16 protein-coding genes are annotated in these 20,861 nt (G+C 74.2%); 9 read left to right on the forward strand and 7 right to left on the reverse strand.

Annotated features, from left to right (window positions below; translation table 11 throughout):
- Positions 1-173: 173 nt before the first annotated feature.
- The gene (locus tag C3V41_RS05650; protein WP_106109452.1) at positions 174-818 is read right to left on the reverse strand and encodes a ferritin-like fold-containing protein; all 645 of its coding nucleotides are present in this window, start codon (positions 816-818) and stop codon (positions 174-176) included.
- A gap of 356 nt (positions 819-1,174) precedes the next feature.
- Here C3V41_RS05650 and C3V41_RS05655 point away from each other — a divergent pair, with 356 nt between their 5' ends.
- On the forward strand, positions 1,175-2,719 hold the full coding sequence (locus C3V41_RS05655; RefSeq protein WP_106110698.1) for a DEAD/DEAH box helicase: 1,545 nt from the start codon (positions 1,175-1,177) through the stop codon (positions 2,717-2,719).
- Between the two features lie 186 nt (positions 2,720-2,905).
- Here the strand turns inward: C3V41_RS05655 and C3V41_RS05660 are convergent, their stop codons facing one another.
- Entirely contained in the window at positions 2,906-3,532 is a 627-nt protein-coding gene (locus tag C3V41_RS05660) for a MarC family protein (protein ID WP_106109453.1), read from the reverse strand.
- A gap of 175 nt (positions 3,533-3,707) precedes the next feature.
- The gene (locus C3V41_RS05665) at positions 3,708-4,559 is read right to left on the reverse strand and encodes a PHP domain-containing protein (RefSeq protein WP_106110699.1); all 852 of its coding nucleotides are present in this window, start codon (positions 4,557-4,559) and stop codon (positions 3,708-3,710) included.
- Between the two features lie 197 nt (positions 4,560-4,756).
- Here C3V41_RS05665 and C3V41_RS05670 point away from each other — a divergent pair, with 197 nt between their 5' ends.
- The 3 genes from C3V41_RS05670 (at position 4,757) to C3V41_RS05680 (ending at position 8,764) form a co-directional block, all read left to right on the forward strand.
- Positions 4,757-5,899 carry a Gfo/Idh/MocA family protein gene (locus C3V41_RS05670; RefSeq protein ID WP_106109454.1) on the forward strand — a complete coding sequence of 381 codons (1,143 nt, stop codon included), beginning with the start codon at positions 4,757-4,759 and terminating at the stop codon, positions 5,897-5,899.
- Between the two features lie 67 nt (positions 5,900-5,966).
- Positions 5,967-7,004, forward strand: coding sequence for an ABC transporter substrate-binding protein (locus C3V41_RS05675; protein WP_106109455.1), 1,038 nt, complete (start codon positions 5,967-5,969; stop codon positions 7,002-7,004).
- 185 nt (positions 7,005-7,189) lie between these two features.
- The gene (locus C3V41_RS05680; RefSeq protein ID WP_106109456.1) at positions 7,190-8,764 is read left to right on the forward strand and encodes an aminopeptidase P family protein; all 1,575 of its coding nucleotides are present in this window, start codon (positions 7,190-7,192) and stop codon (positions 8,762-8,764) included.
- 222 nt (positions 8,765-8,986) lie between these two features.
- Here C3V41_RS05680 and C3V41_RS05685 read toward each other — a convergent pair whose 3' ends face one another.
- The gene (locus C3V41_RS05685; RefSeq protein WP_106109457.1) at positions 8,987-9,649 is read right to left on the reverse strand and encodes a VOC family protein; all 663 of its coding nucleotides are present in this window, start codon (positions 9,647-9,649) and stop codon (positions 8,987-8,989) included.
- A gap of 131 nt (positions 9,650-9,780) precedes the next feature.
- Here C3V41_RS05685 and C3V41_RS05690 point away from each other — a divergent pair, with 131 nt between their 5' ends.
- From C3V41_RS05690 to C3V41_RS05710, 5 genes are read left to right on the forward strand one after another with little or no spacing between them, the layout of a single operon-like run.
- On the forward strand, positions 9,781-11,157 hold the full coding sequence (locus C3V41_RS05690) for an SWIM zinc finger family protein (RefSeq protein ID WP_106109458.1): 1,377 nt from the start codon (positions 9,781-9,783) through the stop codon (positions 11,155-11,157).
- On the forward strand, positions 11,154-12,650 hold the full coding sequence (locus C3V41_RS13385) for a DUF5691 domain-containing protein (RefSeq protein ID WP_217350958.1): 1,497 nt from the start codon (positions 11,154-11,156) through the stop codon (positions 12,648-12,650). Before C3V41_RS05690 ends, C3V41_RS13385 begins: the two co-directional genes overlap by 4 nt.
- On the forward strand, positions 12,647-13,756 hold the full coding sequence (locus C3V41_RS05700) for an ATP-binding protein (protein WP_106109459.1): 1,110 nt from the start codon (positions 12,647-12,649) through the stop codon (positions 13,754-13,756). The genes C3V41_RS13385 and C3V41_RS05700 overlap by 4 nt, the downstream gene beginning before the upstream one ends.
- Entirely contained in the window at positions 13,753-16,404 is a 2,652-nt protein-coding gene (locus tag C3V41_RS05705; RefSeq protein WP_254423700.1) for a DUF5682 family protein, read from the forward strand. The genes C3V41_RS05700 and C3V41_RS05705 overlap by 4 nt, the downstream gene beginning before the upstream one ends.
- Positions 16,401-17,624, forward strand: a complete 1,224-nt coding sequence (locus C3V41_RS05710) for a VWA domain-containing protein (RefSeq protein ID WP_106109460.1) — start codon at positions 16,401-16,403, stop codon at positions 17,622-17,624. The genes C3V41_RS05705 and C3V41_RS05710 overlap by 4 nt, the downstream gene beginning before the upstream one ends.
- Positions 17,625-18,120: 496 nt before the next feature.
- On the opposite strand, the gene C3V41_RS05715 is transcribed toward C3V41_RS05710, so the two are convergent.
- From C3V41_RS05715 to C3V41_RS14365, 3 genes are all read right to left on the reverse strand, one after another.
- On the reverse strand, positions 18,121-19,047 hold the full coding sequence (locus C3V41_RS05715; RefSeq protein WP_106109461.1) for a cation diffusion facilitator family transporter: 927 nt from the start codon (positions 19,045-19,047) through the stop codon (positions 18,121-18,123).
- The gene (locus C3V41_RS05720) at positions 19,044-19,568 is read right to left on the reverse strand and encodes an ArsR/SmtB family transcription factor (RefSeq protein WP_106109462.1); all 525 of its coding nucleotides are present in this window, start codon (positions 19,566-19,568) and stop codon (positions 19,044-19,046) included. The genes C3V41_RS05715 and C3V41_RS05720 overlap by 4 nt, the downstream gene beginning before the upstream one ends.
- A gap of 253 nt (positions 19,569-19,821) precedes the next feature.
- On the reverse strand, positions 19,822-20,832 hold the full coding sequence (locus C3V41_RS14365; protein ID WP_174714756.1) for a general stress protein: 1,011 nt from the start codon (positions 20,830-20,832) through the stop codon (positions 19,822-19,824).
- Positions 20,833-20,861: the final 29 nt, after the last annotated feature.

The following is a 20,861-nucleotide window of genomic DNA, read 5'->3' on the forward strand; positions in this document are numbered from 1 at the left end:
CACGCTGTACACGATCGTGCCCCTGCGGGAGCCAGCCGCGGACACCCGTTCTCACGACGAACAAGTACCGTTCTCAGCACAAACAAGTACCGTTCTCGCGAGCAATAAGTACCGTTCTCACGAGCGGGGCGACGGGCGGGGGGCGGGAGGGCGGCGCGCCGGGTGGTCCTTGGTCACACGCGCAGCCCCAGGCCCCTCATGCGGGAGGTCGCCCCCGCGGAGAGCACCGCGTGGAACTGCTCCACGCCCATTCCCCCCTCCAGCAGCTCCGGGGAGCGGGCCAGGATCCGCAGAAGGCTGCCGATCTCCTCCCCCACGACCCGGCGCCCCCACAGGCCCATACGGGCCGCAAGCTGGCGCTGCGCCGCAATGTCCTCCAGCAGCTCGTTGGCCGCGAAGCCGCCAAAGCGGTCCTGGCTGACCACCTCCAGCAGGCGCAGGCCCACGTCCTCCGGCAGGCTGTTGGTCAGCGCCATGGAGAAGTCCGTGAGCAGGCCGAACGTCAGGTAGGTCTTGACCAGCCGCTCCTCCCAGTCCACCGGCCGCAGCCGTTCGTCAAAGTCCCCCAGGGCCCCGGTAAAGGGCTCGGCGGCCGCGTACACGTCCACGCCGACCTCCTGGGCCAGGTCGGCCACCTGCTCAAAGGCCTGCACCTTGGCGGCGCTCATCCGCTGGAGCTCGACCCGGGAGACCATGGTGGGGGCCTTGTCCGCGTCCTTGGCGTACCGGGTGCAGGCCAGGGTGCAGGCGAACCCGATAAGCCCGAAGGCGGTGCGGGTGAAGGATGAGGGCGCGGAGGAGGCGGGAGGAGGCGTCATAGCACCCAGCCTACGGTCTACGGCCTCGTGTCGCGTGAGTTCCCCCACGGCGACGGCCCCGTGCCACCGCTTCCGTGGCACCACGCCGCTCAGGGCCGTTACCCTGACAAGGTACTACCGACCAAAGGATGCTCGTGACCAACGAGAACACCGCGACTACCGACGTCGCCACCGCCGCCTACGATGCCGCGACCGCTGACCAGGCTGCCCAGGCCGCCGGGCCCCAGCCCACGACCGGGACCGCCCCGGAGCCCCAGCCCGCTGAGCCCCAGGCTACCGGGGCCCAGCCCGCTGAGCCCCAGGCTACCGGGGCCCACGACGCCGAGCCCCAGGGATCCGAGCCCCAGGCCTCCGGCATCCTGCGCACCGCCGGCGCCCACGCCCCCGTCCTGGACGAGGCCACCCCCGACATCACCGACGAGGGCACCACGACGGACCTGGGGGCGCGGACCTTCGCCAGCTACGGCGTCGAGCCCGAGATCTGCCAGGCGCTGGCCGCCAAGGGCATTACGCACCCCTTCCCTATCCAGGCCCTGACCCTGCCAGTGGCCCTGGACGGCAAGGACATTATCGGCCAGGCCAAGACCGGCACCGGCAAGACCCTGGGCTTCGGCATCCCGCTGCTCATGGACACCCTGGGCCCCGGGGAGGAGGGCTGGGACGCCGACCCCGCCGCCGGCTCCCCCCAGGCGCTCATTATCCTGCCCACGCGCGAGCTCGCCAAGCAGGTGGCCGAGGAGCTGTCCATGGCGGCGGCCCGGCGCACGGTGCGCATTGTCCAGGTCTACGGGGGGCGCGCCTACGAGCCCCAGATCGAGGCCCTCAAGGAGGGCGCCGAGGTGGTCGTGGGCACCCCGGGGCGGGTCATTGACCTCATGAACCGGGGCCTGCTGGACCTGGCTCACGTGACCACGGTGGTCCTGGACGAGGCCGACGAGATGCTGGACCTGGGCTTCCTGCCCGACGTGGAGAGGATCCTGGCCCGCACCCGCACCGACCGCCAGACTATGCTCTTCAGCGCCACCATGCCCGGGGCGGTCGTGGCCCTGGCGCGACGCTACATGACCAAGCCCACCCACATCCGCGCCCAGGACCCCGGCGACGAGGGCATGACGGTCACGACCACCCAGCAGGTGGTCTACCGCACGCACTCCTTGAACAAGGTGGAGGTCCTCTCCCGGATCCTCCAGGCCACCGGCCGGGGACGCACCATTATCTTCGCGCGCACCAAGCGCACCGCCGACCGGGTGGCCCAGGACCTGGGCGCACGGGGCTTCGCCACCGCCCCCCTGCACGGGGACCTGGGTCAGGGCTCGCGCGAGCAGGCCCTGCGGGCCTTCCGCAAGGGCAAGGTAGACGTGCTCGTAGCCACCGACGTGGCCGCGCGCGGGATCGACGTCGACGACGTCACCCACGTCATTAACTACCAGTGCCCCGAGGACGAGAAGATCTACGTCCACCGCATCGGGCGCACAGGACGCGCCGGGCACTCGGGCACCGCCGTGACCTTCGTGGACTGGGACGACATCCCCCGCTGGCGCCTCATTGCCAAGGCCCTGGGCCTGCCGATGGAGGAGCCGGTGGAGACCTACCACACCAGCCCCCACCTCTACACCGACCTGGCGATCCCCCAGGACGTCACCGGCACCCTGCCCCGTTCCCAGCGGACCCTGGAGGGCCTGGCGGCCGAGGAGATCGAGGACCTGGGGGAGACCGGACGGCGGCACGGCCACGGCCGGCAGGGACGCGGGGGCCGACGCGGCCGGGGGCACCAACGCGGTGATCGCACCGGGGCCGTCCCGGTACGCGCGACCTCCCGCACCGCCCGGGTCACCGGGGACCGTCCGCGCCGTAAGCGCAAGCGCACGCGCGGCGGCAAGGAGATCCGCGGCGGGGAGTGAGCGCATCGGTAGGGCCCGCGCTAGGCGGGCTCGGTCGTTGTTAAGGCCTTAAGAGGACGTGTGGGGTGACAGGGCCCGCGCGAGGTGCAGCCCCTTTGTGGGCGACGGGTACGTCGGCGGGCCGCCGCGCTCGACCCAGGACCGGGGTCAGGGGCCCGGAGAACCAGCTGGGCCGCCGCGCTTGGCTCAGAAGGTCTCCTGGATGTAGGCGGTCATGCCGTCGCCGATCATCTGCACGGCGATGGCGGCCAGCAGGAGGCCGAAGATGCGGGTGAGCACCAGGATGCGGGACTCCCCCAGCACCCGGTGCAGGGTCAGGGAGGCCCGCAGCGTGGCCCAGATGACCACGTGGGTCAGGACGATCGCCACCGTGACGCTGACCCAGCCGACCGTGGCCGTCGGGGCCGACTCCACGGCCACCATGGAGGCCACGATCGCGCCCGGCCCGGCCAGCAGCGGGGTGCCCAGGGGGACCAGGGCCACGTTGGCGGTCGCACTGGGGTCGGGGCCCTCGTCCGCCTTGTCCGTCAGCAGCTCCAGGGCCACCAGCAGGAGCAGCAGGCCGCCGGAGATCTGCAGGGCGGGCACGGAGATCCCCAGGAACTTCAGGATGTAGCGCCCGAAGAAGGTGAAGACCAGGATGACGGAGAAGGACAGGAAGGTGGCCTGGGCCGCGGACCTGGCCCGCTCCCGGGCGCTCTGCCGGCCTGTCAGCGACAGGAAGATCGGGACCGCCCCCAGCGGGTCCTGGATGACCAGGATCGTCGTGAAGGACGTGGCAAGGAGGGGGAGGCTGATGACGGCGTCGAGCATGGGCGGGGCGGACCGGTTTCTGTGCGGAGTGTTCCTGGACGGGGCGGCCAGGGACGGTACGGTCCGCCCTGGCCCGGCTCACCAGGCTACCGCAGGATCCTGGCCGCCCTGACCTGGGCCGAGGCCGTCCACCGGCGCCCAGTACCTCCCTCAGTCCATCGGGACGTCCGGCACCTCAGTCCGCCGGGGTGACCAGCGCCAGGCGCCCCTCGGCCACGATCTGCTCCAGGAGGGCGGGGGGCATGAGGTTCTCCCCCAGGCGGTTGGGCTTGCCGGTGCCGTGGTAGTCCGAGCTGCCCGACTCCCCCAGGCCCAGGCGCCGGGCCAGGCGGTGGGCGGCCTCGCGCTGGGCGGGCCCGTGGTCGCGGTGGTCAACCTCCAGGGCGGCCAGGCCCGCCTCGGCCATGGCGGCGAAGGTCTCGTCGGGCACGAGCCGGCGCTGCCGGGTGGCGGCCCGGGGGTGGGCGGCCACCGGCACCCCTCCGGCGGCGCGCACGAGCACGCACGCCTCGACGGGGTCCAGGGCCCAGTGGTGGACGTAGTAGGGCGAGCTGGTGGCCAGGGGCCCGGCGAAGGCGGCGGAGCGGTCGGGGAAGGATCCGGCTGCCACCAGGGCGTCGGCAATGTGCGGGCGTCCGATCGTCACCGCCCCACCGGCCTGGTCCAGCACGTCCTGCCAGGTGACGGGGTAGTCCTCGGCCAGGCGCTCGACCATGTCCCGGGCCCGGGTGGCGCGTGAGGAGCGGGACCGGGCGAGGGACCGGACCAGGTCGGGGTCGGCGGGGTCGAACAGGTAGGCCAGGAGGTGGAGGGTGACGCCGTCGGCCGCGCAGGAGATCTCGGTGCCGCGCAGGAGGGTGACGCCGGTGGGCCCGACGGCGGCCGCGGCCTCGGCCCAGCCGTCGGTGGTGTCATGGTCCGTCAGACCGACCACGTCCAGGCCCGCCCGGGCGGCTGCGGCCATGAGCTCGGCCGGGGTGTCGGTGCCGTCCGAGCAGGAGGAGTGGGTGTGGGGGTCAATGCGCACGGCCACGAGTCTACGACCGGCCCCCGCCAGTCCGGCGTCCCGGTGGGCTGCGTCCAGCCCGACCCCCGCCAGCCCGACGCCCAGCTGACCAGCCCGGCGCCCGTGGGCCAGCACCCCGGCGCCCCGCCAACTGGCCCGTACCCAGTCGGGCCGAGCTACCGCCCCGCCAGCCCGGCGCCCCGGGGTACCCTCGAGGTATGACGTCCCCTGCTCCCGCACCCGTCCGGGTGGCGGTCATTGGCGCGGGCTTTATCGCCCGCTGGTTCATGGAGGCCGCCGCGCTCACCCCGGGCGTGCAGGTGGTGGCGGTGGTCTCCGCCCGCCCTGCGCACGCCGCCGCCTTCGCCGCCGAGCATGGGATCGGGGCCTCCTACGCCACCGTCCCCCAGCTGCTGGCGGCCTGCGGGCCCACCGGCCCCACCCCCGCGGACCTGGTCTACGTGGGCAGCCCCAACGTCCTCCACGCCGACCAGGCTGTGGCCGCCCTGGAGGCGGGCTTCCACGTGCTGGTGGAGAAGCCCTTCGCACTGCGCCCCGACCAGGCCCGGGCCATGGTCGCCGCGGCCAGGGCGGCCGACCGCTTCCTCATGGAGGGCTGGGTACCCGCCTTCGAGCCGGGGGTGGCGGCGCTGCGTGAGGTCCTGGCCAGCGGGGAGCTGGGCAGGGTGCACCGGGCCCTGCTGGTCAAGGAGCAGTTCTCCAGCCGGATGGAGGCCTACCGCGGCGGGGCCCTGCCCGCGGCCCTCGACCCGGCCGCAGGCGGGGGCTCCCTCATGGACCTGGGGGTCTACCCCGTGGGCCTGGCGGTCCACCTGTTCGGGTCGCCCACGCGCGTCACCGCCAGCGCCCAGCTGCTGGACAGCGGGGCGGACTCCCACGGCACCGTCGTCCTGGACTACGACGACGGCGCCTGGGCCGGGCTGCAGGTGACCTGCCTGCACTCCAAGACCTCCCCCGCCGTCGTGCCATCGGTCCTGACCGGGGACGCCACCGCGCTGATAGTGGACGACTGCCAGTGGCCCCGGCGGCTGACCACCCTGAGCCCGGCCAGGGCCGTGCCCGCGCCGCCGGCGGACCCCGGGACGGGCGTCGCGTCTACCGGGGCAGGTGACGTCACCCGGGCGGGCACCCGGGTGCGGCAGGTGGAGCGACGCGGGCCGGTCCTGGCCTACGAGCTGGCGGAGGTGGTGCGGGCGCTGGGTGCCGGGGAGCGGGAGTCCGCCCTGCGTCCCCTGGCGGACTCGGTGCGCACCGTCGAGATCCTTACCGAGGCCCGGCGCCAGTGCGGCATTGTCCTGACCGGTGACCGGGGCACGCCGAGCCCGTCCCCGGACCACTGAGCGCCGCGCCGCACCGCAGCTCAGACCTCCTGGACCTCGGAGCGTCGCCCAGGCTAACCTCCACGTCATGACAACGACCCGTCGCTCCGCCCTGTCCCTGGTCGGCACGGTCGCCGTGACCACGGTCCTGACCGCCTGCTCCGGGTCCGGCAGCAGCTCGCCCACCCCCACGTCCCCAGCCACCGGTTCGTCCCCCACCTCCGGCGGCCCCCTCTCCTCCGTGCCCACAGGCTTCGCCCCGGGCACCGGGTCGGGGGCGGAGGACGACGTCTTCCCCCGGGTCGTCAACCACCTGCGGGGGTCGACCACGATCACTGCCGCACCCACCAGGGTCGTGGTCATCGCCCCCGGCCTGCTGGACGCGGTCCTGACCCTGGGCACCGTGCCGGTGGGCGCGGCCGCCGACGGGGCCGAGACCGTCCCCGAGTACCTGGCCAGCGCCTTTGACGCCCAGGCGGACCAGCTGGGCGCCGTCACCAACCTGGCCGGCACTATCCGGCCCAGCCTCCAGGCCGTCATCGACCTGCGCCCCGACCTGGTCCTCATGAGCGCGGACGCCCAGGACGCCAACTCCCTCTACCGGGAGATGTCCGAGGTCGCCGCCACCGTCGCCGTCCAGGGCACCGACCGGTCCTGGAAGCAGGACCTCCTGCTGGTGGCCGACGCGCTGGGCAGGACCCAGTCCGCCCAGACCTGGCTGGAGACCTACCACGCCGACACCAGGGCGGCCAGCCAGGCCCCCGGCTCCCCCACCGTCTCCCTGCTGAGCCTGGTCAACGGGCACCTGCACGTCTTCGGCCCCGCCTCGCTGGCCGGGTCGGTCCTGGCGGACATGGGCGTGGCCCGCCCCGGCCCCCAGGCCTTCACCGACACCACCTCCCAGGAGCTCACCCCAACGGACCTGGGCCAGACCGACGCCGACTGGATCTTCTACGCCGTCCGCGGCGGGCGCGCCAATGAGCTCACCGGCATGCAGGGGTGGTCGTCCCTGGGCGCGGTCAGCGCGAACCGGGCCGTCCAGGTCCAGGAGGACCCCTTCTTCCTCAACCCGGGCCCGACGGCGGCACGGGTGGTCCTGGACCAGGTCTCCTCCAGTCTCCGGTGAGGCCCGCCCCGCCCCGGCGTCCGCACCCACCAGCGGCGGGAAGGGGCACCCCTAGGTCCTCGCGAGCGCGCCCAGGGGGGTCTGCACCCCACCGGCGGCGGGAAGGGGGCCAAGGCCCCGGTGGCGACCAGGGCCACCAGCTGCACCCCACCGGCGGCGGGCGGGGGACGTGGGAGAATAGGCCCATGACCGACAAGCCCTCTCCCAGCACCGCCTCCGGCACCGACACCAGCCAGTCCCTGGCCCAGCGGGGCAGCAACCGCTCCGCCCAGCCCGCCAACCAGGCCTTCCGGGACTTCATCGGCTCCGGCTGGGGGCCGCGGCCCGAGGGCCTGCCGCCCCTGTCCCAGGCCGCCCCCTGGGCTGCCCGGCGTCGAGCGGCCCTGGGGGCCCTCTTCCCCGGTGAGCGCCTGGTCCTGCCCGCCGGGACGCTCAAGGTGCGCAACAACGACTGCGACTACCGCTTCCGCCCCCACAGCGCCTTCGCGCACCTGGCCGGCACGGGGACGGACTTCGAGCCCGACGCGGTCCTGGTCCTGGAGCCGCTGACCGCACCGGGCACCCCGGTGCCGCCGGACACGCCCTCCCACGAGGCGGTCCTCTACTTCCGCCCCCGGGCGTCGCGCTCCAGTGAGGAGTTCTACGCCGACCCCCGCTACGGGGAGCTGTGGGTGGGGGTACGCCCCTCCGTGGAGGAGGTGGAGGCCTCCACCGGCATCCGCTGCGCCCACGTCGACACCCTGCCCGACGCCCTGGCCAAGGACGCCGGGGCCGACGGCGTCCAGCTGCGTGTCATCGCCGAGGCCGACGAGAACGTCACCGCCCTGGTGAACACCACCCGGCAGGCGGCGGGCCTGGCCACCGACCAGGCCGCCACCGAGGCCGACGCCCGCCTGGCGGAGGCCGCCAGCGAGCTGCGCCTGGTCAAGGACGCCTGGGAGGTGGAGCAGCTGCGCCACGCCGTGGAGGTCACCAAGGCCGGTTTTGACGACCTCATCCGCTCCATCCCGCGCGCCGTGGCCCACTGGCGCGGCGAGCGCGTCCTGGAGGGCGCCTTCGGGGCGGTGGCCCGCCAGGAGGGCAACGGGCTGGGCTACGACACCATTGCGGCCGCCGGGGACCACGCCAACACCCTGCACTGGATCGTCAACGACGGCCAGGTCCGCCCCGGCGAGATGGTGCTCGTGGACGCCGGCGCCGAGGTCGACTCCCTCTACACCGCCGACGTCACCCGCACCATCCCGGTGGACGGGCGCTTCACCGCTCCCCAGCGGCGGGTCTACGAGGCGGTCCTGGAGGCCGCCGACGCGGCCTTTGAGCGGGCCGGGCACAGCGGGACCCGCTTCCGCGACCTGCACGCCGCCGCCATGGAGGTCCTGGCCCGGCACCTGTACGACTGGGGCCTGCTGCCCGAGGGGGTGACCGCGCAGGACACCCTGGCCCCCGAGGGCCAGTACCACCGCCGCTGGATGGTCCACGGCACCAGCCACCACCTGGGTCTGGACGTGCACGACTGCGCCCAGGCGCGCCGGGAGATGTACGTGGACGCGCTGCTGGAGCCGGGGATGTGCTTCACCATTGAGCCGGGCCTGTACTTCCGCGCCGACGACCTGCGCGTGCCCGCCGAGCTGCGCGGTATGGCGGTACGGATCGAGGACGACGTCGTGGTCAACGAGGACGGCTCGGTGGAGCGCCTGACCGCGGGCATCCCCCGCACGGCCGACGACGTCGAGGCCTGGGTGAGCGGGCTGCTGTCCTAGGCCCTGCCGCGGGGCCGCCCCCTGACCGGGTGCTGTCTCATGCTGGCCCCCGGCCTAGGCCCCACCGCGGGGCCGCCCCCGCCACAGGGGCGGCCTCCCGCCCACGGCCTCCCGTCCACGGCCGCCCCGCGCCGGGCCCGGGAGAGCCGCAGCCCGCGCCCCCAAAGGCCGGTGGCACTGGCCGCGCCGTCACGGACGACGCGCCCGCAAGGGCCTGCGCCCTCAGCGGCCCTTGCGGCCAGCGGGGCCGTGGCCGGTAGCGGGCCCGGGCTCCCTGAGCTCGGTGCCGTCGTCGAAGATCACCCTCATGGTCCCGTCCGCGGGCACGCACCGCAGGACGCCGTCGTCGCAGAGCCTGTTCACGAAGGTCCTCCTGGGCCCCTCCAGGGGCAGGTCCACCTGGGCGATGGAGCGGATCCCGTTGGGGTGCGTGAGGTCGGCGGGACGCGGATCCACTGAGAAGTGCGTCATAAAGAAGGGCAGGTCCAGGTCCGCGGGGAAGAACGCCCGGTAGCGCAGGTGCCTGCCGTGGGGGTCGACCCGGGTGGGGGACACCAGCAGCCCGCGCCCACGCAGCCGGGCGACGACGGCGTCGAGCTCCTTGTCCGTCCCCTCCAGGCACAGGCCGCACAGGCCCTGGGGGCCACGCTCCCAGGCGTTGAAGCGTCGGGCCGGGTTGGCGGGGAGGGCCGCCAGCGCCCGCAGGACGGGGCGCGGCATGCCCGTACGCACCAGGAGCTCCAGGTAGGGGCCCTGGGAGAAGTAGACCAGGGCGTTCTTCGGCCTGCGCACGGCCCCGTACTCCACGACGAAGCCCCGGGAGCGGAAGTCCGCCACGGCGGCGTCGAGATCCCTGACCTTGTACACGACGTGTCCTGTCTGCATGGGCCCACTGTAGGCCGACCGGGGCAGAGCACGCAGGATCCGACGGCGGTCAGCCGCCAGGGCCGGGCAGGCCGGGCGCGCCCGCGTTAAGGGTCCTGTTTCGTGTCGGACCCGGTCGGTAGTCTCGAGCCATGAACACCCCGACGGATGCCCCCTGGAGCGCTGAGCAGGTCACGGCGCTCGCGCCGGACGCCCAGGTCTCCAAGGCGGGGCTCAAGCTGGCCGCCCCGGGGACCTGGTCGAGGCCGGGGACCGACGGCACCCTGCTGTGGGGCGCCGCCAGGGGCTCGGGGAAGAACCCCTACAAGGTCTGCGTGGACCTGACGGGCCCGGCCTTCACCTGCTCCTGCCCCAGCCGCAAGATCCCCTGCAAGCACACTATCGGCCTGCTGCACCTGTGGTCGCAGGGGCAGGTCCCCTCTGGCGAGCCGTCCGACTACGCCGCCGACTGGGCGCAGGCCCGTCGTAAGCGCGCCGAGCGCAAAGCTGCGCGCGCCGCCAGCACCGCCCCCGACGCCGACCCGGCCACCGCCGCCAAGCGCGCCAAGGCCGCCCGGGCCCGCGCCGCCCGCCGCGAGCAGCGCATCACCGACGGCCTGGCCAACCTCGACCGCTGGATCCTCGACCAGATCGACCAGGGCCTGGTCACGACCAGCGAGAGCCGGAGCACGGCCCTGCGCCGCCTGGCCGCCCGCATGGTCGACGCCCAGGCGCCCGGGATCGCCACCCGCCTGGGCGAGCTCGCCGACCTGGACGACGAGAGCCCCGACTGGCTGCGCGCACTGGCCTCCGAGCTGGGCACCATCCACCTGCTCGTGCGCGCCTGGGCCGGGCGCGAGCACCTGCCCGCCGACCTGGTGGCCTGCGCGCGCCGTGAGATCGGCCTGAGCGTCCCCTCCGAGGAGGTCCTGGCCGCCCCCGGCGTCGAGGACCGGTGGGCGGTGATGGGCACCCGCGACCGCGAGGAGGGCCGCGTCACGGCCCGCGACTTCTGGCTGTGCGGCACGAGCACGGGACGCTGGGGGCGCATCATCGCCTACGCCCGCGAGGCGGAGGAGCTGCCCACCACCTTCAGCCCGGGCACGCTGGTCCGGGCCCGCCTGCACTTCCACCCCGGGCCCGGGCTGCGGGCGCTGTCCCGGCCCGAGCAGCCCGCCGCCGAGCCGGTCGCCGGCTGGGACCCCGGGGCGCTGAGCGTCGCCGGCGCCCGCGAGGCCTGGCGCGACGCCCTGGCCGCCGACCCGTGGGCGGACGTCCGGCCCCTCCTCGTCGCCGGCCGCCTGGCCGCCGATGCCGAGGGGCACCTGGCCCTGAGCCCGCGGAAGGAGAACGGAGACGGGCAGGGGCCGGACCGGGGGGATGCCGCCCTGCCGCTGCTGCGGATCGGCGCCCACCGGGACCTGACCCTGAGCGCCGTCTGCGACGACGTCGTGGTCGCGGGCCTGATCTGCCCGCAGGGCCTGTGGCCCCTGAGCCTGCTGACCGAGGGGACGGTGGTGCCGCTGTGAGCGGATTCGACGACGTCGTGCGCGCCGCCGCCCTCGGCGCGCGCAACCGGCCACTGGCGGCGGCCTCGCTCAGCGCCCCCGTCGCCGCGACGCTCAGCGGGGCCGACGGCGCCGAGCGCGTGCTCGAGGCGGCCGCCGCCCACGCCGCGGCCGCTCGCACCTCCATCCCCGTCGCGTCCGCGACCGCCCTGAACCTGCCCGCGCGTCTGACCCCGGTCATCGACCCCGGCCTGGCCGACGTCCTGACCCGCATCATGGCCCTGGACCACCCGCAGGACGAGCTCATCGTGCGGGTCCTGCGCCTCGTGCGGCGCCGGGGCCTGCGCCTGCCGCCGATGCTCCTGAACCGGGCGGCGAGCGCGCTGAGCGGCGACGACCGGGAGGAGGTCGTGGCGGTCATGGACGAGCGGGACCGCGCCGTCTTCGCCCTGGACGAGCGCTGGGCCGCCCGCATCCGGCGATTCGCGCAGCGGGACGCCCCGCCCGACCCCGCCCGGTGGGAGGACGGCGACGCCCAGGAGCGCGCCGATCACCTCGCCCGCCTGCGCCGCACCGACCCCGACGCCGCCCGCGCCCTCCTGGCCGACGGCGCCTGGCTCAAGGCGAGGGCGCCCGAGCGCGAGCAGATCCTCGACGCCCTGGCCATCGGGCTGGGCCCGGCCGACGAGCAGATCCTGGAGGAGCGCCTGGACGACCGCGCCGAGGCCGTGCGAGGCCGGGCCGCCGAGCTCCTGAGCCGCCTGCCCTCCTCCGCCCTCATCGCCCGCGCCGAGGCCCTGGCCGAGCGGCACGTCGTCGTCACCCGGCGCGCCCTGCGGGCCCCGGCGGTCGAGCTGCACGACATCGAGATGACCGACGCCCTGGCCCGCGACCGCTACCCCGCCAAGGCCCACCGGACCTCCGCCTCGCTGGCGCGCCTGGAGGAGGTGATCGCCCGCATCCCCACCTGGCGGTGGCCGGACCTCGTGGGGATCTCCGCCGCCGAGCTGGCGAGGGCGCGGACCCGCTGCGACGGGCAGAAGGTGGAACTGCTCGTCCCACTGGTCCGGGCCGCCACCACCTGGCGCGACGGCGAGCTCGCCGCCGCCCTCGCGGACCTCAACTCTTCCCCCGCCCCCGCCGGCCTGTTCGGCCTGCTCGACGAGCCGCGCCGCGAGGCCCTCCTGCACCGGCTCATCGCCGCCAAGCGCTACAGCGCCGTCGTCACCTGCACCCTCAGCTGGCCGTCCGAGCTCACCGCGGAGCAGTCCCGGATCTTCGCCCGCTCCCTGATCGCCGTGACCAGGCCGGGCTCGTACATCTCCGACTCCCGGTGGTGGGGCGTGCTGCCGGCGCGCTGCGCGCCCGAAGCCCTCGACGAGGTCCTCGACATTCTTCGGGGCGCCCCGCCCGACACCCTGAGCGACCTGCGCGCGCAGACCGTCATCACCGCCCTCGAGTTGCGCCGCGAGCTGCTCGAGCTGACCGACCGGACCGACCAGGAGGCATCGTGACCACCGCAGACACCGCCGACGACACCACGGGGCTCCTGCGCCCCCACGCCGAGCAGCGCTACGCCGACGAGCTCGCCGCCCTAGAGCGCTGTGACGAGCGCACCCGACCCGCAAACTGGAGGCTCTCACCCTGGGCGGTGGTGACCTACCTCATGGGCGGCACCCTGGAGGACGGCACCGTCATCACCCCTAAGTACGTGGGGAGCCGCCGCCTCATGGAGATCGCGGTGGCCACCTTGGCCACCGACCGGGCGCTGCTGCTGCTCGGGGTGCCCGGCACGGCCAAGTCCTGGGTCAGCGAGCACCTGGCCGCCGCGGTCTGCGGCACCTCCACCCTGCTGGTGCAGGGCACGGCCGGCACCGCCGAGGAGGCCGTGCGCTACGGCTGGAACTACGCCCGGCTCCTGGCGCAGGGCCCCTCCCAGGAGGCCCTGGTCCCCTCCCCGGTCATGGAGGCCATGCGCTCGGGGCGCATCGCCCGCGTCGAGGAGCTCACCCGCATGCCCTCCGACGTCCAGGACGCTCTCATCACCGTGCTCAGCGAGAAGACGCTGCCCGTGCCCGAGCTGGGCGCGGAGGTCCAGGCCCGCGGCGGCTTCAACCTCATTGCCACCGCCAACGACCGCGACCGCGGCGTCAACGACCTGTCCTCCGCGCTGCGCCGCCGCTTCAACACGGTGGTCCTGCCCCTGCCGGCCACCGCCGAGGAGGAGGTGCGGATCGTGGCCCGCCGGGTGGAGGACCTGGGCACGTCCCTCCGGCTGCCGCCCGCCCAGGGCGCCCTGGAGGAGATCCGCCGGGTGGTCACGGTCTTCCGCGAGCTGCGCCAGGGGGTGACGGAGGACGGCCTGACCAGCCTGAAGTCGCCGTCGGGCACCCTGTCCACGGCGGAGGCGATCTCCGTGGTCACCAACGGGCTGGCCATGAGCGCGCACTTCGGCGACGGCGTCCTGCGCCCCGCGGACGTGGCCGCCGGGATCCTGGGCGCCGTGGTGAGCGACCCGGTGGCCGACCGGGTGGTGTGGTCGGAGTATCTGGAGACCGTGGTGCGCGAGCGCCGCGACTGGGATGACTTCTACCGGGCCTGCCGCGAGGTGACGGCGTGACCGGCGACACCCTGGCGCCCGGTGGCGTGACAGCGCCAGCTGCCAGCGCGACGGCCTCGGCTGCTGGCGTGACAGCGCCGGCCGCCAGCGCGACGGCGTCGGGTGCCAGCATGACGGCCTCGGGCGCGCCCTCGCTGGTGGCGTCTGAGCGGCCGCAGGCTCCCTCCCCGGACGCTCCGAGGGTGCGGGTCCTGGGGATCCGCCACCACGGCCCGGGCTCCAGCCGGGCCGTGGTGGGGGCGCTGGATGACTACCAGCCCGACTGCGTGCTCGTGGAGGGGCCCGCCGACGCCGACGACCTCATTGAGTGGGTGGGGCCGCAGATGACGCCGCCGGTGGCACTGCTGGCCTGGCAGACCGACGCCCCGTCCCACTCGGCCTTCTGGCCCATGGCGGTGTTCTCCCCGGAGTGGCAGGCCCTGTCCTGGGCGGTCGCCCACGGGGTGAGGGCCCAGTTCATGGACCTGCCGGCCGCCGTGCAGCTGGCCGAGCGACAGGACCAGGAGGAGGACCACGACCCTGACCCCGGTGCCGCCCCGGCAGCCGGGGAGCGGGAGCCGGGCGGCTCCCGGGATCCGGGCGGTCCCCGGGAGCCCGCGGCCACCGGGGGGACCGGCACGGGTGCCGGGGCGCAGGGCGCCGAGGAGCCGGGCGGGTCCGCCGGCCAGCAGGCCCGCAGCACGGACACGACCCCCGAGCCACCAGCCGACGGGCTGCCAGCCCACGAGCCGCCAGCTGAGCCACCAGCCGACGAGCCACCGGCCGACGAACTGCCCGACGCCCCGTCATCTGACGGGCACCCCGGCCCTGAGCCCCCCGACACCCCCCAGGTGAGGACCGACCCCATTGCCGAGCTGGCGCGCCTGGCCGGGTACGAGGACCCGGAGGCCTGGTGGGAGGACACCATCGAGCTGCGCCTGGCCGGGGACCCCTTTGACGCCCTGACCGAGGCCATTGGCCTGCTGCGCCAGGCGGCCCCGGAGTCCGACCCGTACACCCTGCGCCGTGAGGCCCACATGCGCCGGGTCCTGCGGGCGGCCAGGCGGGCCGGCTACCGGCGTATCGCCGTGGTCTGCGGTGCCTGGCACGCCCCGGCCCTGGCCGGCAGGCCTCCCAAGGTGAGTGAGGACAACGCCCTGCTCAAGGGGATGCGCAAGGTCAGAACGCGTACCACCTGGGTGCCCTGGACCCACCGCCGCCTGGCCACCAGCTCCGGCTACGGCGCCGGGGTGGCCTCCCCCGGCTGGTACCACCACCTGTTCACCGCCCCCGACCAGCCCGTCATCCGCTGGTTGACCCTGGTGGCCGCCTCCCTGCGCCGCCAGGACCTGCCGGTCTCCTCGGCCCACATTATCGAGGCCGCCCGCCTGGCCCAGGCCCTGGCGGCCATGCGCGGCCGTCCCCTGCCCGGCTCCGACGAACTGGGGGAGGCGGTCCTGTCGGTCATGTGCGAGGGCAGTGCCACCCGGGCCGCCCTGGCTACCCGTGAGGTCCTCGTCGGCGAGGCCCTGGGGGTGGTGCCCGAGGGCGTGCCCATGGTGCCCCTGGACGCGGACCTGCGCTCCAGGGCCAGGAGCCTGCGCCTGCCCCTGAGCGCCTCGCCCAGGAAGCTCACGCTGGACCTGCGCAGGCCCCTGGACCTGGAGCGGTCCCGGTTCCTGTACCGGATAGGCATCCTGGGCGTGGACTGGGCGAGCCAGCAGCAGGCCTCCTCCAAGGGCACCTTCAAGGAGGTGTGGTCCCTGGAGTGGGTGCCCGAGCTGTCGGTGGAGGTCATTGAGGCGGCCGCGTTCGGCAACACGGTCGCCGAGGCCGCTGGCAACGCCCTCCTGGCGGACTCGACCTCGCTGCCGCAGGTCACCCAGGCCGTGGAGGAGGCGCTGGCCGCCGACCTGACAAGCGTCATGCCCGAGCTGCTGCGGATCCTGGACGACCAGGCCGCCAGGGAGTCCGACATCACCCACCTGCTGACCTCCCTGCCGGCGCTGGCCCGCGCCCAGCGCTACGGGGACGTGCGTGGTACCGACGCCTCCAGCCTGGCGGCGGTGACCTGGGCCGTCCTGGTGCGCGCCTGTGCCGGGCTCCCCGCCGCCGCGGCCAACGTGGACCAGCAGGTGGCCCGCTCCCTGAGGACGGCGATCGACGAGGTCCAGGCGGTCATCGGCCTGCTGGACGAGCAGTGTGCGGACCTGTGGCGCGAGACCCTCCTGCGCGCCCTGGGCGGGCACTGCCTGCCGGGGATCCTGGCGGGACGCCTGACCCGCCTGCTCCTGGACGCCGGTCACCTGGAGCGCGCCGACGCCGCCGCCCGCCTGGCACGGGCCCTGTCACCGGGCACCGAGCCCACGGAGCAGGCCGAGTGGATCGAGGGCTTCCTCTCCGGGGAGATCCTGCTGCTGAGCTACGACCCCCAGCTGCTGCGGATCCTGGACCAGTGGGTACGGCGCATCGGGGACCGGGCCTTCGTGGACGTCCTGCCGGCCCTGCGGAGGGCCTTCAGCCAGTGGCCCGGCCCCCAGCTCCAGGACCTGGCCAGGCAGGTTGCCACCCTGGGTGAGGACGAGGAGCCCCAGGACACCGTGGACGACCTGGCTGACGCCGGACCGATCCTCAAGACCGTGAGCACCATCCTGGGAGGAGCCTCATGACCAGCAGCGACGACGTCCGGCAGGCGCCTGGGGGCACCGCAGGGGCGAGCCCGGAGGAGATCGAGCCCATCGGGGCCGAGCAGCGGTGGCGGCTGGTGCTGGGGCTGGACGCCCAGGGCCGCCGCACGCCGCTGAGCCGCCAGCAGGCGGGCATGGACCAGGCCCTGAGGACCCTGTACGACGAGGAGGCGCGGAGCGCACTCCAGGGCCGTAGGGCCCGCGGCGGCCTGGGCGAGTCCTCCCCGCGGGTGGCCCGCTGGCTGGGTGACATCCGCACCTACTTCCCCACCCGGGTGGTCCAGGTCATGCAGGTGGACGCCCTGGAGCGCTTCGGCCTGACCTCCATGCTGCTGGAGCCGGAGGTCCTGGAGATGGTGGAGCCGGACATCCACCTGGCGGCCACCCTGGCCAGCCTGTCGCAGGCGGTCCCGGAGCAGTCCAAAGCCACCGCCCGGGCCGTGGTGGCCAAGGTCGCCAGGCAGGTGGAGGAGCGGCTCGCCGACAACCTGCAGCAGGCGGTCCGCGGCGCCCTGGACCGCGCCACGCGCACCTCCCGCCCCGCCCTGGCGGATATCAACTGGGGCCGGACGATCACCGCGAACCTGAAGAACTACGTCCCGGAGCTGGGCACGGTCATCCCTGAGCGGATCATCGGGTACGGCCGACGCCACCGGGGCATCCAGCGGGAGTTCACCATCTGCCTGGACCAGTCCGGCTCCATGGCGACCTCGGTGGTGTACGCCTCCATCCTGGCCGCCGTCATGTCCACGATCCGCTCGCTGCGCACCACGCTGGTGGCCTACGACACGGCGGTCATCGACCTGACGCCCCTGCTCACGGACCCGGTGGACGTCATCTTCGGCACCCAGCTCGGCGGGGGCACGGACACCACGCCCGCCCTGGAGTACTGCCAGCAGACGATTACCAGGCCCGCGGACTCGGTCCTCATCCTCATTAGCGACCTCTATGACGCCCACCCGGAGCGCATGCTGGAGCGCCTGGCCCAGGTGGAGGCCAGCGGCACCAAGGTGGTGGTGCTCCTGGCGCTGAGCGACGACGGCGCCCCCTTCTACAACCACGACGTCGCCAAGCGCCTGGCCCAGATGGGGATCCCGGCCTTCGGCTGCACGCCGGACGCCTTCCCCGAGCTCCTGGCAGCGGCCGTCCAGGGGGACGACCTGGCCCACTGGGCCGACGAGCAGGCCGCCCACGCCAACTAGAGGCCCACCCTCCCCTCCCGCCTCCCCTCCCCTCGCGAGAACGGTACTTATTCTTCGTGAGAACGGTACTTGTTTCTCGTGAGAACGGTACTTATTGCTCGTGAGAACGGTACTTGTTCGTCGTGAGAACGGTACTTGTTCGTCGTGAGAACGGTACTTATTGCTCGCGAGAACGGTACTTGTTCGTCGTGAGAACGGGGAGTTGTCCGGGGCACTGCACGTGGCGGTCCCATCCGCACTGGTTCTTGCAGCCAGCGTCCCCGGGCGGGCCCGCACCTCTGCCATCACCTCTGCCAGCATCCTGGCGGCACACCCGGGCGGGCCCGCACCGCCGTCATTACCACCGTGTCATGCTCTGTCACCAGGCGCCCCCGGGGCAGGCCCGTACCCTGCCCGCGTCCTGGCGGCACGCCCAGGACACCCCTGCACCCCTGGCGGCACCCCCGCACCCCTAATGGCACCCTGCCCGCGCCCTACCAAGCGCCCCGGGCAGGTTCTAGGCGCACAGGTGCTCGTGCTCGCGGTGCCTGGTGGACTCGATCTGGAAGGTCGAGTGCTCAATACGCACCGGGAAGTGCTCGGCGACGCACTCCTGGAGGGCGTGCAGGATCTCGGAGGCGTGCCCGTCACGCAGGCACTCGTCACGCACGGCGACGTGGGCGGTGAGCACGGGCAGCCCGGAGGCGACCTGGGTGACGTGCAGGTCGTGGACGGCCTCGACGTGGTCCAGGGCCAGCATGTGGCGGCGCACCTCGGCCACGTCCAGCCCGTCGGGGGACTCCTCCATGAGGACCCGCCCCGCCGAGCGCAGCAGCACCAGCGCGCGCGGCACAATGAGGGCGGCAATGGCCAGGGAGGCGACGGCGTCGGCCTGCTCCCAGCCAGTGGTCCACACCACCACCGCGGCCACAATGACGCCCACGCTGCCCAGGGCGTCACTGGTCACCTCCAGGAAGGCGGCGCGCATATTGAGGCTGGTGCCCCGCCCCCCGGCCAGGACCAGCAGGGAGACCACGTTGGCCACCAGGCCGACCACGCCCATGATGAGCATGCCGCCCCCGGCGACGTCGGGCGGGTCGAACAGGTCCAGGACGGCCCGCACCCCCACGCTCAGGCCGACCACGCCGAGCATCCCGGCCTGGAGGGCGGCGCCGATCACCTCGGCCCGGCGCAGCCCCCAGGTGCGCTGGTCGGTAGCCGGGCGGGTGGCCAGGTGGGCGGCGGTGAGCGCCATGAGCAGGCCGGCGACGTCGGTGAGCATGTGCCCGGCGTCGGCCAGCAGGGCCAGGGAGTTGGTGATCAGGGCGGTGACGACCTCGGCCACGAGGACCAGGACCGTCAGCCCCAGCGCGACGGCCAGGCGGGAGCGGGAGGCGGTCAGGTCCTGCGACCCGTGGGAGTGGGAGTGGTCGTGGGCGCTCATCGCGCGGCCTCGTTCCCTGTCACGGACAGCACGGCTCCCGCCCCGGAGGGCGTTACCGCCCTGGGCGCCGCCGTCGCGGGCACCGGCGCGTCCGGGCCCTCTGCCGAGGACGCCGGGGCCGGGGACAGGTAGGTGGCGGCGTGCAGGCCCACCGCGGGAACGGCCGACCCGGCCTGGGCCCCGGGGCTCAGGGTCTCCAGCAGCACCCGGGCGGCGTCCAGCAGGGCCCTGGTCTGGTGGGGGCGGGCCAGGTGGCTGACCGAGGTCCGCCCGTGGCTGTGGGTGGCGACCAGGCCGGCGTCCCGCAGTACGCCCAGGTGCTGGGAGACCGTGGACTGGGCCAGGCCAAGGTGCTCGCGCAGCTGGGTCACCGTGTGCTCCCCGCCCTCCAGGTGCGCCAGGATGGCCAGGCGGGTCGGGTCGGCCAGGGCCCGCAGGACGGCGGCCAGGGCCCCGGCGCGGACGACGGCGTCCAGGTCGTCGCTGCGGTCCTCCGGGAGAAGACCATGAATCATCGTCATAGAACGATGGTATCGTCACTTACCGATGCATTCAAGGGATAGCCTAGACCGACTGGCCGACGCCGCTGGCACCCTTCTCCCAGCCGAGCGCCTGACCGGCGCCCTACTCCCGGCTGGCGGCCATGTCCTGGCCAGCCGAATCCTGCCCGGCTGGTCGCCCCTGTCCGGCCGCCTCAGCCCGGCCGTGTCCCTGTCCGGTCCGGTTGCCGTGTCCTACTCGGCTACCTCAGCCGCCTCGCCCGGCCCAACCGTCTTACTGGCCAGCCGAATCCTGCCCGGCTGCCCCACCGTCAGCCGCCTCGCCCTGCCTCTCAGGCTTGTCCCGCTCCTTGGACTCACCGTGGGGGTCCGCCGTGGGGCTGACGACCTCGCCGGCCCTGGCTCCCCAGGGCCCCCGGTCAGCGACCTGGTCCCGGCTGGACCTCCGGCTGGCCACCCCGCCAAGCCCGGCCACAGCGCCCGCGCCACCAGGCCCGGCCGCCCCACCGTCAGCCGCCGAATCCTGCCCGGCCGCCTCAGCCCGGCTGGCCAGCCCGCCAGGCCCGGCCGCCCCGCCAGGCCCAGCCGCCTGCCCCACCTGCCCCTCGGGCCCGTACGAGGCCGCGTACCGGTTCACGTCCGCCCCCTCGGGCAGGCGCACCCCGAAGCGGGGCTGCTCATCGGGCCGGGAGCCGAAGGCCGTAGGCCCGGCACCCGCCGCCTCGCGGGCGGCACGCCGCTGGGCAGCACGCTGCGCCGCCGCCCCACCAGGAGTGAGGTTGCCCGGGGCCTGGGCCAGCGCCCGGGCCGCCTCGGCGGCGTACTGCCCGGCGATAATGGAGTAGCGGGAGGCCACGACCTGGCTGACGCTGGTGAAGTCGCGCCGCCCCCGGCTCATGGCGTAGCCGACCACCTGGAAGCCGATCCCCCAGATGACCCCCAGGAGCATCGCCCCGGTGAAGGTCACCCCCCGGTTCTGCGAGCCCGGGCCCAGCAGCACCATGACGGCCGCGAAGAACATGCCGATCCACAGCCCGCTCAACGACCCGGCCAGCACGGCCCTGCCCCAGCTCATGCGGCCGGTAATACGCTCCACCTGACGCAGGTCGGTGCCGATAATGGCCAGGACCTGGACGGGGAACCCGTCGTCGCTCAGGGAGTCCACGGCGGCCTGGGCCTCGGGGTATGTGGCGAAGGAGGCGATCTCCTCACCACGCGGCAGGACGGCGGCCCCCGGACGCAAGGACATCCCGGGCTGCGGAGGGACAGGGCTGGACTGGCTCATGCCCCTCATGCTCGCACGCACGTCGCCAC

The sequence above is a fragment of the Actinomyces sp. oral taxon 897 genome, assembly GCF_002999235.1.
Classification (GTDB): Bacteria; Actinomycetota; Actinomycetes; order Actinomycetales; family Actinomycetaceae; genus Actinomyces.